At 63.7% G+C, this 545-nt stretch carries 1 protein-coding gene; it reads left to right on the top strand.

The window, feature by feature from the left end:
• Window positions 1-437: alpha/beta hydrolase family protein (locus ABD369_RS40945; protein ID WP_425557904.1), on the top strand; the 437-nt coding region annotated here is incomplete at its 5' end.
• Between the last annotated feature and the right edge of the window lie 108 nt (window positions 438-545).

The following is a 545-nucleotide window of genomic DNA, read 5'->3' as shown; positions in this document are numbered from 1 at the left end:
ACCTGGAACACATTGGTGCGGTGGGGCACTCGCAGGGCGGGTCTGCGGCGATCAACGCGGCGATCGACGACCGCGTCGACACCGCCGTCGCGATCCAACCAGGCCCGCTCAATGATGTCGATCTCATCGACGAGCCCGTTCTCTATCTGGCCGGCCAGGCCGACGCAATCGTTTGGCCGGCGATCGTGCTGGCGATGTACGAGGACGCCGACCACGTGCCTGCCGAGTATCTGGAACTGCGCGGCGCCACGCACTTCGGTACGGCGATCAACGGCGGCGATATGCGCGGGCCGAGCACGGCGTGGCTGCGGTACTGGCTACTCGACGATCCGAACGCCCGCACCGAGTTCTTCGGAGCGAGCTGTGGATACTGCACTGACACCCAGCAGTTCTCCGACTTCGACCGCAATGATCTGGCCCGGCAGATCCCGGGCTGACGGTAAGTCGGGAGTCGAAGACGAACGACCTGTCTGTTCAGATCGGCGGAGTTGCGAAGCTCAAATGACGACGTAGCCGTACATTCGTTCGCCCTGAGTCACAGCTCT

It is taken from the genome of Kitasatospora cystarginea (assembly GCF_039533515.1).
GTDB classification, from domain to species: Bacteria; Actinomycetota; Actinomycetes; order Streptomycetales; family Streptomycetaceae; genus Kitasatospora; species Kitasatospora cystarginea.
The sequence above is the reverse complement of the archived record's forward strand: the minus strand, read 5'-3'. Positions and strand labels throughout refer to the sequence as shown.